General features: G+C 68.1%; 14 protein-coding genes. 12 read left to right on the top strand and 2 right to left on the bottom strand.

Features of this window, described 5'->3' with window-relative positions:
• Nucleotides 1-14 precede the first annotated feature (14 nt).
• The 5 genes from CEX88_RS06240 (at nt 15) to CEX88_RS06220 (ending at nt 7,295) form a co-directional block, all read left to right on the top strand.
• Entirely contained in the window at nt 15-1,091 is a 1,077-nt protein-coding gene (locus CEX88_RS06240; protein ID WP_094292791.1) for an NAD-dependent epimerase/dehydratase family protein, read from the top strand.
• Entirely contained in the window at nt 1,092-2,300 is a 1,209-nt protein-coding gene (locus tag CEX88_RS06235; RefSeq protein WP_094292790.1) for a flavin-containing monooxygenase, read from the top strand.
• On the top strand, nt 2,297-3,409 hold the full coding sequence (locus CEX88_RS06230; protein WP_094292789.1) for a spore photoproduct lyase family protein: 1,113 nt from the start codon (nt 2,297-2,299) through the stop codon (nt 3,407-3,409). The genes CEX88_RS06235 and CEX88_RS06230 overlap by 4 nt, the downstream gene beginning before the upstream one ends.
• Nucleotides 3,410-3,578: 169 nt before the next feature.
• On the top strand, nt 3,579-4,334 hold the full coding sequence (locus CEX88_RS06225) for an SDR family oxidoreductase (RefSeq protein ID WP_094292788.1): 756 nt from the start codon (nt 3,579-3,581) through the stop codon (nt 4,332-4,334).
• A 162-nt stretch (nt 4,335-4,496) separates the two neighbouring features.
• On the top strand, nt 4,497-7,295 hold the full coding sequence (locus tag CEX88_RS06220; protein WP_094292787.1) for a helix-turn-helix transcriptional regulator: 2,799 nt from the start codon (nt 4,497-4,499) through the stop codon (nt 7,293-7,295).
• Here CEX88_RS06220 and CEX88_RS06215 read toward each other — a convergent pair whose 3' ends face one another.
• Nucleotides 7,296-9,026, bottom strand: coding sequence for an FAD-dependent oxidoreductase (locus tag CEX88_RS06215; RefSeq protein WP_094292786.1), 1,731 nt, complete (start codon nt 9,024-9,026; stop codon nt 7,296-7,298).
• Between the two features lie 162 nt (nt 9,027-9,188).
• Here CEX88_RS06215 and CEX88_RS06210 point away from each other — a divergent pair, with 162 nt between their 5' ends.
• From CEX88_RS06210 to CEX88_RS06190, 5 genes are all read left to right on the top strand, one after another.
• On the top strand, nt 9,189-9,854 hold the full coding sequence (locus CEX88_RS06210; RefSeq protein ID WP_094292785.1) for a nitroreductase: 666 nt from the start codon (nt 9,189-9,191) through the stop codon (nt 9,852-9,854).
• Nucleotides 9,855-9,997: 143 nt separating this feature from the next.
• Nucleotides 9,998-10,606, top strand: coding sequence for a sigma-70 family RNA polymerase sigma factor (locus CEX88_RS06205; protein WP_094292784.1), 609 nt, complete (start codon nt 9,998-10,000; stop codon nt 10,604-10,606).
• Nucleotides 10,607-10,619: 13 nt separating this feature from the next.
• Complete coding sequence (locus tag CEX88_RS06200) at nt 10,620-11,342, top strand: SDR family NAD(P)-dependent oxidoreductase (RefSeq protein WP_066846407.1); 723 nt, start codon at nt 10,620-10,622, stop codon at nt 11,340-11,342.
• Nucleotides 11,343-11,360: 18 nt separating this feature from the next.
• On the top strand, nt 11,361-11,792 hold the full coding sequence (locus CEX88_RS06195; RefSeq protein ID WP_094292783.1) for a cupin domain-containing protein: 432 nt from the start codon (nt 11,361-11,363) through the stop codon (nt 11,790-11,792).
• A 6-nt stretch (nt 11,793-11,798) separates the two neighbouring features.
• A complete protein-coding gene (locus tag CEX88_RS06190; RefSeq protein WP_094292782.1) occupies nt 11,799-12,665 on the top strand; it encodes a hypothetical protein in 867 nt (288 codons plus the stop codon).
• 80 nt (nt 12,666-12,745) lie between these two features.
• Here the strand turns inward: CEX88_RS06190 and CEX88_RS06185 are convergent, their stop codons facing one another.
• Nucleotides 12,746-13,414, bottom strand: a complete 669-nt coding sequence (locus CEX88_RS06185) for a nitroreductase family protein (protein WP_094292781.1) — start codon at nt 13,412-13,414, stop codon at nt 12,746-12,748.
• Between the two features lie 125 nt (nt 13,415-13,539).
• On the opposite strand from CEX88_RS06185, the gene CEX88_RS06180 reads away from it, so the two are divergent.
• On the top strand, nt 13,540-14,097 hold the full coding sequence (locus CEX88_RS06180; protein WP_094292780.1) for a nuclear transport factor 2 family protein: 558 nt from the start codon (nt 13,540-13,542) through the stop codon (nt 14,095-14,097).
• A 7-nt stretch (nt 14,098-14,104) separates the two neighbouring features.
• Nucleotides 14,105-14,893, top strand: a complete 789-nt coding sequence (locus tag CEX88_RS06175) for an SDR family oxidoreductase (protein ID WP_094292779.1) — start codon at nt 14,105-14,107, stop codon at nt 14,891-14,893.
• Nucleotides 14,894-14,945 lie beyond the last annotated feature (52 nt).

The following is a 14,945-nucleotide window of genomic DNA, read 5'->3' as shown; positions in this document are numbered from 1 at the left end:
GGAAGTCTTTCGGCATGCGCATCGTCATCACCGGGGCCTCCGGCAACGTCGGGACCGCGCTGCTGCGGCGGCTGACCGAAAGCGACACCGGACACGACATCGTCGGCGTGGTGCGAAGGCCGCCCGAGCCGACCGGCGTCTACGGGCGCATCCGCTGGCACAAACTCGACCTCGCCGACCCGGATGCGGCGACCCAGCTGCGCGCGGTCTTCGACGGCGCGGATGCCGTCGTCCACCTCGCGTGGGGGTTTCAGCCGACCCGCAACACCGAATACCTGAACAGCGTGGGCGTCGGCGGCACCACGGCCGTCCTCGAGGCGGCCCATGACGCGCGGGTCGGCCGGCTTGTGCACCAGTCGTCGGTGGGCGCGTACGCGCCGGGGCGCTACGGCCAGTACGTCGACGAGTCATGGCCGACCACCGGCATCCGGACGTCCCCCTACAGCCGCGACAAGTCGGACGCGGAAGCACTGCTCGACGACTACGAACGCGAGAACGGCGAGGCGGGCGTCCCGATCGCGCGGACGCGCCCCGGCTTCATCGTGCAGCGCGCCGCGGCCAGCGGCCTGATGCGTTACGCGCTGCCCGGCTACGTGCCGATGCTCGCGGTTCCGCTGCTGCCCGTGCTGCCGCTCGACCGCCGCTTGTGCATCCCGCTGGTCCACGCCGACGATGTCGCCGACGCGCTGGCCAGGGTGGTCGAGCGCGGTGCCAGCGGGCCGTTCAACCTGGCGGCCGAACCCCCGGTGGGCCGCGAGCAGGTCGCCGAGGTGCTGAACGCCAAACCGGTCCACGTGCCGTCGGGGGTGCTCGGGGCTCTAGTCGACGTCAGCTGGCGGGCGCGGCTGCAGCCCATCGACCGGGGCTGGATCGACATGGCGTTCAGCGTTCCGCTGCTGGACTGCGGCCGCGCCCAGGCCGAACTCGAGTGGACCCCGCGGTGGAATGCGGTCGACGCGCTCGCCGACGTCATCGGCGGGGTGTCTCAGGAGGCGCACACCGAGAGCCCGCCCCTGCGGCGCCGGTCGCTGATCGAACAGTTCCAACGCGACCTCACCAAGGGCTTGCTGACCACAAGACACCTGCCCTAGATGACCGAGCACCACGAGTCCGTCGTCATCGTCGGCGCGGGTCCCTGCGGGCTGGCGATCGCACGTCAGCTCCGCCACGAGTGCGATGTTGATGCGCTCGTCGTAGACCGCGCCGACGCCGTCGCATCGGCGTGGCGCAACCGCTACGACGGGTTCCGGCTCAACACCTGCGGGTGGTGGTCGCATCTACCCGGCCAGCGGATCCCACTGCGCTACGGGCGCTGGCCGACCCGCGACGACATGGTCGACTACTTCGACGACTATGTGCGCCGACAGCGCATTCGAGTGAACTTGGGCCGCAACGTGGTTCGGGTCGACCGCGAGCCGCACGGTTGGCGGCTGGATACCGACGGTGCGCCAATCACCGCGGACGCCGTCGTCGTCGCAACCGGTAACTACCACACGCCTGCGCTGCCCGAGTGGGCGGGAATCGAGGGGTTCACCGGTGAGGTGCTGCACTCCGAGCACTACCGCAACGCCGCGCCGTTCGCCGGCCGCGACGTCCTGGTGGCCGGCGCGGGGAACTCGGCGACCGACATCGCGCTGCAGCTCAGCGATGGAGTGGCCCGCCGCGTGTGGATGGCGGTGCGCACGCCCCCGCATCTCGTCCCGCGGTCGGCCGCCGGAATACCGGTCGACGCGTTCAGTGCGGCGTTCGAGCGCCTGCCGGTGCCGGTGTTGGATCAGGCGGCCGCATTGATGCGCAGGGTGTGGTTCGGAGACCTTCGCCGCCAGGGCCTCCCGGCACCCCGCAGCGGCATCTACACGGCGCTGTTGACCGACGAGCAGATCCCGACGATCGGCGACGAGCTCGTCCCGCATGTCAAAGCCGGGCACATCGAGATCGTCGCAGCAGTGGACTCGTTCGACGGTGACAGTGTGATGCTGTCCGACGGCAGCGCGCTGGCGCCCGACGTGGTGATCGCCGCGACCGGCTATCGGCGAGGACTGGAACCGCTCGTCGGCCACCACGGCGTGCTGGACGAGGCGGGCCGGCCGAAGGTCAACGGGCTTCCTTGTGCTGCGCCGGGGCTGTGGTTCGCCGGATACGACGAGCCGCTGATCGGGCCGCTGCGGTCCTTCCGGATGCAGGCCTCGCCGATCGCGCGCGACATCGCGGGCCATCTCTCGGGAAGTGACGAACATCATTGCCCGTCAACAAGATCAACTGCATCGGAGTGTGTCCGTCGTTCGTTGAACGAACCATGACCTCGACGGTGAACTCCGACGTCGTGCAGCGACGCATACCGACCGCCCTCGCCGACCGGCTGCTCGACATCAAGCGGATCTACCACGAGCCCGCCATCGAACAGTTCCCCCGCGCACGTCAGGTGCTCGAGCGCTACCCGGATGCCGAGCGCATCGAGGTGCTGTCACATCAGGCGATACCGGGTCTGTACGGAAACGAGGGCAACGTCGAGGACTGGGTCCGCAACAAGCGGGAAATCCTGGTGCTGGGCGAGAAGAAGAGCTTGAGTGCGCGGCGCAACGAGCGGTCCAGCGACTGGATCGCACCGTCGACCGCGAACGGCTGCGCGATGGCGTGCTCGTACTGCTACGTCCCGCGCCGTAAGGGCTACGCCAACCCGATCACGGTGTTCACCAACATCGAGAAAATTACCCGATACCTCGAACGTCACGCCGCGCGGCAAGGTGTGAAGCCGCAACCGAACCAATGCGATCCCGTCGACTGGGTCTACGACATCGGCGAGAACAGCGACTGTTCGGTAGACGCGATCGTCTCCGACAACGTGCGCGATCTCGTCGAGTTGTTCGCGCGAATTCCCAACGCCAAGGCCAGCTTCGCGACGAAACTCGTCAACCGCGACCTGCTCGACTACGACCCGCGTGGCGGAACCCGCGTGCGATTCAGCTTGATGCCGGCCGAGACGTCGCGGGTGCTCGACGTGCGCACGTCGAAGATCGCTGAGCGGATCGCCGCGATCGACGCCTTCGTCGACGCCGGTTACGAAGTCCACTTGAACTTCAGTCCCGTTGTCGTCCACGAGAATTGGCTCGCCGACTGGGCGGAGCTGCTCGAGCAGGTCGCCGACGGGACTTCGGATCGTGCAAAGCAGCAGCTGGCCGCCGAGATCATCTTCCTGACCCACAACGAGGGCCTTCACGACGTCAACCTCGGCTGGCATCCCAAAGGGGAGGACCTGCTGTGGCGTCCAGATCTTCAACAGGTCAAGCGCAGCCAGAGCGGGCAGTGGAACGTGCGATACAAGTCGCCGTGGAAGGGCCGCTGGGTCGCCGAGCTGACCGACCTGATCGCCGCCAAGCTGCCGGCGTGCCGGGTGCGCTACGCGTTCTGATTTTGGTTCCTCAACTGCCGCGAGCGACCGCGCGCTGCCAGATGTGCGCGGCATGTCGCGTACAGACACGGTCGCTCGCGGGGGGATTTGGTCGGGGACAGGGGATGAGTTCGTGAGCCGTCATCCGTTCTGGCGGACAGGAAGCTGTCGAACAAACGGAAGGCTCATCATGAAGATCGTGGTCATCGGCGGAACCGGCCTCATCGGTTCGAAACTGGTGCAGATACTGGACCGGCAGGGCCACGACACGGTGGCCGCGGCACCGTCGACCGGCGTCAACACGTTTACCGGCGAGGGCCTGCGCGATGTGCTCGAAGGCGCCGACGTGGTTGTCGACGTGTCGAACTCGCCGCAGCTCGACGACTCGGCCCAAGAGTTCTTCCGGACCGCGACGAAGAACCTGCTCGACGCCGAAGAAGCCGCAGACGTCGGCCACCACGTCGCGCTGTCGGTGGTGGGCACCGACCAGATGGCCCCGCAGAGCGGCTACTTCCAGGCCAAACTCGACCAGGAACGGCTGATCAGCGACGGGCCGATCCCGTTCACGATCGTGCACGCCACGCAGTTCTTCGAGTTCCTGCAGACGCTCGCCGACTCGGCGACCGAGGGCGACACGGTGCGGATGCCACCGGTGTACTTCCAGCCGATGGCCGCCGCCGACGTCGCCGAAGGCCTCGCCATCGCCGCGGTGAACGAGCCGGTGAACCGCATCGTCGAGATCGGTGGACCGGTGGAGTTCCTGCTGCCCGACCTGATCCGGACCGCGCTGACCGCCCGCGGCGACACCCGCCAGGTTGTCGCCGATCCCTCGGCGAAGTACTGGGGAATCGACCTGGCCGAACGCACCCTGGTGCCCGGTGAGCGCGCGACGTTGTTCGGCACGCGGTTCGAGGACTGGATTCTGGCGGCCGCCGCCAGGGCCTGACCTCCCACCCCTGCGGCGGTTTGTGCACGTACGGGAGCGCTGACCGCTCCCGGATGTGCACAAACCGCGGTGTGGACCCGTCGGGGCGCGCCTCGTACGATCCAAGATCAGATCGGGTAAGCCGGCGACCGTCGCGGGTCCACCCAGAGCGCGGTGGTGTCTATGTCTGGCCAGGGTGGAGCACAAGCCCTCCGTGGCCGTACCCACGAATGCGAGACGCTGAAGAACCTCGTCGCGACCGTGCGATCGGGCAGCTGCCAGGTGCTTGTCCTGCGCGGTGAGGCGGGCGTCGGTAAGACGGCCCTGCTCGACTACGTCTGCCAAACCGCATCGGGATTCCAGATCGTGCACGTCGCCGGTGTGGAGTCCGATATGGAACTCGCCTTCGCGGGCCTACAGCAGCTGTGCGCTCCGCTGATGACGCATCTTGACGCGATTCCCGAACCGCAGCGCGAAGCCCTCAACGTCGCGTTCGGCCGCGGCATCGGGGAGACACCGGACCGGTTCCTCGTCGGCCTCGCCGTGTTGAGCGTGCTGGCCGCCGCCGCCGACGAACAACCGGTGCTCTGCGTTGTCGACGATGCGCAATGGCTGGACCAGGTTTCGGTGCAGACGCTCGGCTTCATCGCACGCCGCCTGCTCGCCGAACCCGTCGCGTTGGTGTTCGCCATCCGGGACCAGCCCGAACTGCTGGGCGGCCTGCCCGAGCTGTCGATCCACGGGCTGTCCGACACCGATGCGCGAGAACTGCTGGAGTCGGTCATGTTCGGCGGCATCGACCCCCGGGTGCGCGACCGCATCGTCGCCGAGACCCGCGGCATTCCGCTGGCCATCCTCGAGGTGCCGCGCAGCGTGTCGGCGACCGAACTGTCCGGCGGTTTCTGGATCTCGGGTAAACGCTCGTCGGCGGCAGCGGTCGAACAGGGTTTCATCCGCCGGATCCAGGCGCTGCCGCGGTCGACGCGGCAGCTACTGCTCATCGCCGCCGCCGAACCGATCGGCGACGCCGCGTTGTTTCTCGGCGCCGCAGCACAATTGGGAATCCCGGTCGACGATCTCGCGCCGGCCGAAGCCGACGGTCTGATCGAGTTCGGCCCACGCATGCGGTTCCACCACCCGTTGATCCGCTCGGCCGCCTACCGTGCCGCGGAGTTGGCGGACCGCCGTGCCGTCCACCGCGCCCTCGCCGACGCCACCGACCCCGCCGTCGATCCGGACCGTCGCGCGTGGCATGCGGCCAACGCCGCGGCCGGCCCCGACGAGGCGATTGCCGCCGAGTTGGAGCACTCCGCCGCCCGCGCCCAGAGCAGGGGCGGGATGGCAGCGGCGGCAACGTTTCTGGAGCGGGCCACCGCGTTGACCTTCGACCCGCTGCTGCGCGGGGCCAGAGCGCTGGCGGCCGCTTACGCCAAACGGGACGCCGCTGCGCCGGGAGCGGCGCACGAACTCCTGGCGATCGCCGAACTCGGTCCGCTGACCGACCTCCAGCGGGCTCAGGTAGCGCGGTTGCGGGCACAGATGGACTTCGTCCGAAGCCGCGCCGGTGACGTCGGTGCACCACGACTGTCGGAGACCGCACCACCACTTCTCGACGCCGCTCGCCGCTTCCATGGTGTCGACGGCTATTCGTCTCGGGAAAGCTACCTCGAGGGCATCGCGGCGTTGATGTATGCGGGCCGCCTCGGGGAGCCCGGTGCGCTGGTACGAGCCGCCGAGGATGCACGGGTCGCGCTGCAGGCCGTCTCGGAACTGCCCCGCGCGATCGACCACCTGCTCAAGGGGGTGGCCGAACGGATCACCGGCGGGGTCGGACAGGGTTGGGCCGCGTTGCGGGCGGGGCTGGACGCGATGTGCGATCAAGCAGAGTCCGACGAGACCGCGGTCGGGCGCTGGCTGAAGGTTCCCGGATTCCCGATCCTGCAGGAGTCTTCGGCCCACGAACTGTGGGATGAACAGATCCTTCGTAAGTTGTCGACCGCCGCGGTGCGCTACGCCCGTTCGTCCGGGGCGCTCGCCGGACTGCCGCGCGCCCTCATCTACCGGGCCGGAGTTCACACCTTGGCCGGTGAATTCGCCGCGGCCGAACAGCTTCTCGAAGAGGCGGCCTCGATCACCGCGGCCACCGACCACAACTCCGCTGTTCGGTATCACTGGCTGTTGCTGATGGCATGGCGCGGTGACGTGGAGCAGGCGGGATCGCTGCTTGAAGGCGCCGCGGCCGACGGGATCGCCAGGGGCGAAGGCCGTGTGCTCGGGTTGACCGGCTATGCGACCGCGTTGTTGTACAACGGCCTCGGCCGCTACGAGGAGGCGCTCGCCGTTGCGCGGGAGGCTTGTGACTACGACGACTTCGGAATCCACGGGTGGTGTCTTTTCGAACTGGTCGAGGCGGCGACGCGCGCCGGAGCCGACGACGCGGCCAGGTGGGCCCTTGGCCGGCTCGAGGAGCGGGCGGGCGCCAGCGGCACCGACTGGGGACTCGGCGCGGTGGCCAACGCGCAGGCCCTGTTGGCCGACGACGACGACGCGGATCGACTGTTCGGCGAGTCCATCGAACGTCTGGACCGCGCAGGCATCGTCGTACACGTCGCGCGCGCCCGGCTGCTCTACGGCGAATGGCTGCGGCGGGCCAACCGGCGGATCGACGCGCGCCGCGAACTCACCGAAGCCCACGAGACATTCACGCGAATCGGCGCACAGGCCTTCGCCGAACGTGCGCGCCGCGAACTGGTGGCCACCGGGGAGAAGGTCCGCAAACAGCAGTCGCGGGCGGGCGGCAGTGAGCTGACCGCCCAGGAGGCCCAGATCGCCCGGCTCGCCGCTGACGGCCTGACGAATCAGGAGATCGGCGCCCAGCTGTTCATCAGCACGCACACCGTCGAGTGGCATCTGCGCAAGGTGTTCGTCAAGCTCGGGATCACCTCGCGCAGACAACTTCGCACCGTGTCGTGGGCGAGCTAGTCACTCGACCAGCTTGCCGTCCGCCGACACCGCACGCATCCTGCTGGCGATCTCGGCGGGAATGCCCGCGATAGCTTCGTGTTCGATCTGTCCGGGCCCGGACCACACCAGGTTGACGGTGAGTCGATCGTCCAAATCCGGATAGTCCGAGCGGTTGTGGCAGCCGCGGGTCTCACGTCGTTCCAGTGCGGTCTCGAGCGTCGCGCGCGCCGCGATGACGCTCGCCTTGAGGTCGAAGGCGTGGGCGAGGTCGTGGAAGCCCGCGATGTCGGGGTGTACGCCGACATCGGAAAGCCGCCGCTCGATGTCGTCGAGTTCGGTCAAACCTGTGCGCAGCCCGGTTTCGTCCCGCACCACGCCGGCATGCTCGGTCATCGCGTTGCGCAGCGCGCGCTGCAGGGACCGGACGTTCTCCTTACCGTTGCAGAACAGCACCTCGTCGACCTCGTCGCGGGCCGCGGAAGTGGCTGCCTTGGAGCGGATCTGGGCGTCCAGTCCGGATGAGTAGGCGGCGGCGGCCCGTCCGACGATTCTGCCGTAGACCAGGAGTTCGATGAGCGAGTTGCCGCCGAGGCGGTTGGCTCCGTGCAGGCCGCTGGACGCCTCACCGATGGCGTACAGCCCCGCGACGTCGGTGCTGTGGTCGTCGGGGCGAACCCACACCCCGCCCATCGAATAGTGTGCGGTCGGGGCGATTTCTATCGGTGTGGTGGTGATGTCGAGCAACTGCAGATCCATCAGAGTCTGGTAGACCCGCGGGAGTCGCTCCATGATCTGTGTCCGCGGCAAGTGCGAGACATCCAGCCACACCCCGCCGCGGGGCGTACCGCGCCCCTGCTTGATCTCCGTGTAGGCGGCGAGCGCGACGCGGTCGCGGGTGGACAGCTCCATGCGGTCGGGGTCGTAGCGCTTCATGAAGCGCTCGCCGAGGTCGTTGCGCAGAATCCCACCCTCTCCGCGAGCGGCCTCCGACACCAGCGTCCCGGCCGAGTCTTCGGGTTCGATCAGCCCCGACGGATGGAACTGGACGAGTTCGGGGTCGCGGATCCGCCCACCGGCTTCGAGCGCCAATCGGAAGGAGTCCCCGGTGTTCTCGTCCCGTCGCGATGAGGTTCGCCGCCAGATCCGCGTGTGACCGCCTGCGGCGAGGATGACCGCGTCGCAGTGGATGGTGTAGCGGGTGCCGTCTCGAAGGTCGAAGCCGTATGCGCCGAAGATCGTGTTGTCCTGGACGAGGAGGCGGGTGATGTAGGCGGAGTCGAGGATCGGAATCGCCAGCTGCGTCACCCTTTTGACCAGTGTGCGTTGCAGTTCCAGCCCGGTGTAGTCACCGGCGAACGCGGTGCGGCGGAACGTGTGGGCGCCGAAGAACCGCTGGGAGATCCGGCCGTCCTGCTCGCGGGCGAACGTCATCCCGAAGCGCTCCAGGTCCCGAATCGACTCGGCGGCACCCTCGGTCACGATCTGCACGGTGGCCGGATCGGCGAGAAGATAGCTCTCGGTCAGTGTGTCGGCCGCGTGCTGCTGCCAGCTGTCCTCGGGATCCATGGTGCCCAACGCCGCGTTGATGCCTCCCGCGGCCAACGTGGTGTGGGCGTCGCCCACGGGCCGCTTGCCGACAAGGAGAACGTCTCGACCTTGCTCTGCCAATTCGATCGCGGCACGCAGACCAGCACCACCGGTTCCGATCACCAGGACTGAGGTCGCGATCTGCCGCTCTGCACCGGTCATGTCAATAAGAACGGATGGCCGGTGACGAATCATCCGCGGAGTTCGTAGATCCCGGCGACCACGGGCGTTCAAGGGTTCGCCCGATCGCGGATCGGACGAGGCTGAAAGCACAGCCGAAAAGGCTGGTCACGAAAAGCGTGATCGTCAAAAAGCGGAGGAGCTATGGACGTCTACGACGCAGTCAAGAGCAGACGGGCGGTGCGGGGATTCACCGACGAACCCGTCCCCGTGGAGGTGCTCGAGCGGGTGCTCGACGCCGCCAGGTGGGCGCCGTCGGGATCCAACCTGCAGCCGTGGCGGATCTACGTCGTGACCGGCGAACCGCTGGAGCGGCTCAAGAAGCTCGCAACGGAGCGGGTGGCGGCGGGAGACCCGTGGGATGAGCGGGAGTACCAGCTGTATCCGCGCGAGCTGAAATCGCCGTACGGCGACCGCCGATCGGAGTTCGGCAGGGAGCGCTACAGCGCGTTGGGCATCGAGCGCGAGGACTGGGAGGCCCGGCAGCGGGCGGCGATCGCGAACTGGGATTGCTTCGGCGCCCCCGCGGCCCTGTTCTGCTACATCGACCGGGATCTCGGTCGCCCGCAACGGGCCGATCTGGGGATGTACCTGCAGACCGTCATGCTGCTGCTGCGGGCCGAGGGCCTGCACAGCTGCCCGCAGATGGCCTGGTCCCAGGTCCGCGAGACCGTCGCGGACGTCGTGCAACCGCCCGACGAGCTCATGCTGTTCTGCGGTATGTCGATCGGCTACCAGGACCCCGGCGAAAGCTACATCCGCACCGGGCGCGCCCCGGTCGAGGAGACCGTCAGCTTCGTCGGCGCCTGACCCGGCCCGCCGATCGGCGGCCGCAATACCCCCGGTCCGCGCTACGGACTACGGACGATCGGACTACGGGTTTTCAAGGGTCCCCTTTGTCTCGGCGGCGACGAACGTGAGTCGTGACACCCGCGACTCGAGGAGATCGGATCATGACCATCACGTCCCTTCCCGCCAGGACCGCCCCGGACCCAGAACTCGCCGCGCGGTTCGCCCGCGACGTTCAACCACTGTTCGAGGTGCTGGCGCGGGGTGCTCGCCGGCTGGCCCGCAACGACGCGGATGCCGAGGACCTGCTGCAGGACGCGCTCCTACACGCCTACAGCGGGTTCGAGTCCTTCCGGGAGGGCAGCAACCTCAAGGCGTGGCTGTTCCGCATCCTCTACAACCGCTGGGTCAGCGCGCACCGCTGCAAACAACGTCGCGTGACCGAAGTTCCCGCGGACAACATGACCGAAGGCGAGTTGTTCGATTGCGCCAAACACCAGCCCGGCGGCCTGCGCTCGGCCGAGGTCGAGGTGCTCGACGCCCTGCCCCACGGTGACGTCAAAGCCGCGATGGCCGCGATGCCGGAGGGCTTCCGCGAGGTTTTGTACTACGCCGACGTCGAGGGATACACCTACGCCGAGACGGCCAGGATCCTCGACATCCCGATGGGCACCGTGATGTCGCGGATCTCGCGTGCCAGGCAGCGGATGCGCATCGCGCTGGCCCATCTCGCGCACGACCGCGCGGAAACCCTCGAAACCTGCATCGCCTGATCGGAGAACAGCAATGGAACTGGCTTACAAGAACGCATTGATCACCGGCGGCACGGCCGGGATCGGGCTCGCGTGCGCGCGGCTGTTCGCGCGCGAGGGAGCCGCCGTGATCATCACCGGCCGCGACCGTGAACGGGGGAAGCGGGCCGCATCGGACATCGAGGGCAACGTGCGCTTCGTCCAGGCCGACCTCTCGGACATGGATTCGGTCACGTCGCTGCTCGAGCAGGCCGGCGACGTCGACATCCTGGTCAACAACGCCGCCGCCTTCCCGGCCGCGACGACCGTCGACCAGCAGGTCGGCGCGTTCGAGCTGACCTTCGACACCAACGTGCGCGGTTCGTACTTCCTGGCTGCGGGTCTGGTGCCCGGGATGCTCCAGCGCGGACACGGTTCGATCGTCAACGTCACGACGATGGTCGCGTCCAAAGGTGTGCCGGGAGCGGGCGTTTACAGCGCGTCCAAGGCCGCCGTCGAGTCGCTGACCCGTACCTGGGCCGCCGAGTTCGGGCCCGGCGGTGTCCGTGTCAACAGCGTCGCCCCCGGCCCCACGAAAACCGAAGGCGTCGAGGCTGAATGGGGTGAGACCAACGAAGAGCTCGGCCGCGCGCTGCCGCTGGGGCGCACGGCGAAGCCCCGGGAGATCGCCGAGGCGGTGCTGTTTTTGGCCTCACCACGCGCGAGCTTCATCACCGGCTCGGTATTGCACGTCGACGGTGGCGGCTCGTCCACCTGACATAACGACTGGAGGAGAATGACAATGACTGAAAAGCAGGACAACTCGTGGGAGAGCGCTCTGACCGTTGTGCAGGAGGCGCAGCCGCCGTTCATCCCCGCGGACGCGCACGCGATGACCGTCGTCGTCGACTACCCGCCGGGAAGCCCCGGCGCCCCACCACATCGCCACCCCGGTGGTCCCGCGTTCGGGTACATGCTCGAAGGCGAGATGCTGTTCGAGCTGGAAGGCCGACCGCCGCGGGTGATCCGGGCCGGTGAGGCGTTCTGGGAACCCGGCGGCGACGTCATCCACTACTCCGATGCCAACAACCGCGACGACATGCGCTGTCGTTTCACCGTGACGATGCTCTGCGTTCCCGATCAGCCGATGCTGGTGCTGGTCGACGAAGCAGAACTCGCAGCGCGCAGGCACTTGCGGGTGCCCGCCGAACCCACTGTGCAGGAGTGACTTCCGATGTCCAGAATTCTGTTGCAGACGACGATCTGCGCTCATCCTGAGGACTGGGACGTCTCCAGGTTCTCGATGCTGGCCGACGACTTGCGCGCCGCAGGCCACGAGGTGGTCGCGCGCAACCGGGTCGACGGCGACGACGATCCGGTGCTCAGCCACCTCGACCAGCTCGGCTATGACCAACTGTGGCTGATGGCCGTCGACGTCGGGAACGGGCTGACCGAGGCCGATGCCTCGGCGATCATGCGCTTCCGTTCCGCGGGCGGTGGTGTCCTCACCGCGCGTGACCACCAGGACCTCGGCTGTTGCCTCAACCGGCTCGGCTCACTCGGGCTCGTCAACGAGTTTCACGACGCGACAATCGATCCGGAGACGATGTGCGACGATCGGGACACCCCCGCCATCTCGTGGCCCAACTACCACTCGGGCGCCAACGGGGACTACCAGCGGGTGTTGACGTCCGAACCGGCGCATGAGCTGCTTCGCACCGCTCGCACCGCCAGCGGTCGGATCGAGTGGTTTCCCGCGCATCCGCATGAGGGGCTGGTCTCGGCGGACGGCGTGCCGAACGCCACCGTGCTCGCGCAGGGGCGGAGTGCGACGACCGGCAGGGTGTTCAATCTCGCAGTTCTGGTCGACGGTGAGCGCGCTCCGGACGGTAGCCCGATGGGCCGGGCCGTCGCGCAGTCGACGTTCCATCACTTCGCCGACTACAACTGGGATATCGACTGCGGTGCACCGTCGTTCGTGACCGAGCGGCCCGGCTGGCAGATCAAGGACGATCCGTCGCGGCTGGATGCGTTCAAGGATTATGTCCGCAATGTCGCAGAGTGGTTGCATCCCGCGGCTCGGCTGGCGGTAGCGGTCTGAGGGCTTTCGGCCGCGAGCGACCGCGCAATGTCGCCGATGCGCGGCGTGTCGCGGGGCAGACACGGTCGCTCGCGGGGAACCTACGAGCGCTTGCGGGCGCCGGCGCCGTAGATGATGTCGCTGCGGCCGGCGTCCCAGTGGTTCCGAAACACGACGTCGGAGATGGGCCGCCGACGTACCGGGCCGTGCTTGCCGCGGGGCCCGCCCACGACGATGTGCCCGGCCAGCGCCCACTCGTCGGGCACGCCGACCGCCGCGCGGATCAGGTTCTCGCCCTCGTAGGACGCCCAGCTGGTGAAGCACGCCCCGAGGCCCTGCGCGCGAGCGGCCAGGTAGAAGTTCTGCATCGCGGGGAAGATCGACCCGCCCTGCAGGAACTCGGACGAGAACTCATTGCGGAACGCGGTGAAGAGCACCGAGGTGAGTTCGCCGGCACGGTCGTGAAGTTCGTACGTAGCGCGGTTGTTTCGGCCGGTCCGGCTGTTGTCGTCGTCGGCAGGCCGGCTCATACCGTAGATCGACTCGATGGACCGCAACGCCGCCTGTGCGGCCTGTGCGACGACGGCCCGCTGTTCGGGGGAGTCGAGCACGACGAACCGCCACAGCTGCGCATTGGCGCCGTTCGGAGCCCAGGTCGCGGCCTCTAGGCAGCGGTCAAGTGTCGCCGCGTCGACGGGCTCGTCGGTGAACCGGCGGATCGCCCGCGCGGTCGCCAGCGTCTCCCAGACATCGTTGGTGGGCTGCGACATGCTCCTCCGTTCGGCGTCCTGCTCCTGCCCGACGACCTTATCGGGAAAGGCGAGCCCGTTGAGGCGACGCTATACGATCGTATAACGTGCTGTACGGCCGTATAGATGCCACGGAAGGGGCCCCCATGACCACCGCCGACGATCTCACCCAGTTGCGCAGCCGGCTGCAGTACGTCGAGGACCGGATCGCAATCCTGGACTGCGTGATGAATCAGGCCCGCGGCCACGACCGCCACGACGCCGACCTGATGTCGAGCGTCTACTTCTCCGACGGTGTCGACGAACACGGTCCGGTGGTGAAGGTCGGCGCCGAGTATGCCGAGTACGCCAACGACGCCCACAGCGCCGTGTTCGAGGACCACCTGCACAACATCACCACCCACACCTGCGAGATCGACGGTGACGTCGCCCATGCCGAGAGTTACGTGATGGGCTCGATGCGGGCCAAGGGCGGCAAGGTGGTCGCGCTGATGGGCGGGCGCTATCTCGACCGCCTCGAGCGCCGCGACGGGGCGTGGAAAATCGCGCTGCGGCGTTGCACTATCGAGTGGATGATGCAGGGCGACTCGTCGGTGCTGGCCTCCGGAGCGGTGAAGGGCTTCATCAAGGGCAAGTGGGACCGCACCGACCTGTCCTATGCGCGTCCGCTGCAGATCGACAGCGAGCCCGTCGACCGGTGGTGAGGCGCTGATGCAGCTGGCCGGGCGCGTCGCGCTGATCACCGGCGGCGGATCGGGTATCGGTCGCGCCGCCGCCCAACGGCTTTCGGCCGAAGGTATGCGGGTCTGCGTGCTCGACATCGACGGCGCCGCCGCACATGCCGTGGCCGATCCGTTGGGCGGGCTGGCGCTGGCGTGCGATGTCGCCGACCCTGATCAGGTGGTGACTGCGTTCGCGCGGTGCGCCGAGGAGCTCGGCGGGCTGGATCTCGCGCTGTTGAACGCCGGCATCACGATCAGGTGGTCGGGTGACATCGGTGTGCTCGACCTCGCCGACTACCGAAAGTCGTTGGGAGTCAATCTCGACGGCGTGGTGTTCGGCATGGTCACCGCCGTGCGCACGATGCGTTCCCTCGGCGTCGCCGACCGCGCTATCCTGGCGACCGCATCGCTGGCCGGCCTGATGCCGTGGCACCCCGATCCGGTGTATGCGCTCGGCAAGCACGCCGTGGTCGGCCTGATGCGTTCCGTGGCTCCGAACCTCGCCGCGGAGCGCATCGCGGTACACACGATCTGCCCGGGCATCACCGAGACGGGTGCCCTCGGCGACCGCCGCGCGCTGGTCGAAGGAATCGGGGTACCGGTGATGGAACCGGAGGCCAGCGCCGACGCGGTCGTCATCGCAGCGACGGCGCCGCTGGACGCCAGCGGGTCGTGCTGGGTTGTTGAGCACGGAAGAGACGCATGGCCAATGCAATTCGCCGAGCTCGAAACCCCCGACAGCCGGCTCAACCTACCGGCGGGCCGTTCTCGGCGCTGACGCCACGCACCGATTGTGCATTCCGCGACGCGTTCCCGGCGGATCGCGTCGC

The organism is Mycobacterium neumannii (assembly GCF_002245615.1).
Taxonomy (GTDB): Bacteria; Actinomycetota; Actinomycetes; order Mycobacteriales; family Mycobacteriaceae; genus Mycobacterium; species Mycobacterium neumannii_A.
This window is presented reverse-complemented; position numbering and strand designations above follow the sequence as displayed.